General features: G+C 63.5%; 1 protein-coding gene. It reads left to right on the forward strand.

Translation table 11 applies throughout. The features are described from left to right. Positions 1-197: 197 nt before the first annotated feature. Positions 198-394 (forward strand): ParB-like protein (locus DY467_RS25990; RefSeq protein ID WP_283811831.1); only part of this gene is annotated, 197 nt, incomplete at its 3' end.

A 394-nucleotide genomic window follows, 5' to 3' on the forward strand; every position in this document is an offset into this window, starting at 1 on the left:
TCCTAGTAAGGATACGGCGCCGGGAAAACTCCGCAATAGACCGGATGCCGTGGCTGTCCGATCCGCTGTTCTCGGCCCTTGCAGCGCGCCCGGCGCTCTTCGAATTGGACGTGCTTGGCTGCAGGTGGCGCGCTACGTTGCCAAAGGGCGACGCCAACAAACAGTCGGGCCGGACCGCGGCCTTCAGGAGATCAGCGATGACCAACCCGCGCGAACCGGTGCTGCATACGATCCCGATCCTGTCGCTGCGGCCGACTCAGATGACGGTCGGGATGCGCGAGGTGAAGGAAAAGCGACTGCGCTGGCGTCAGCACAAGGCGAAGAAGCAGGCCGAGCTGCTCGGCAAGCACATGATCCCGGTGGTGCTCGGCCCGGGCAAAAAACACTACGTCAT

Origin of the sequence: Rhodopseudomonas sp. BR0G17, assembly GCF_010907025.1 — a bacterium.
In the GTDB taxonomy this organism is placed as follows: Bacteria; Pseudomonadota; Alphaproteobacteria; order Rhizobiales; family Xanthobacteraceae; genus Rhodopseudomonas; species Rhodopseudomonas palustris_H.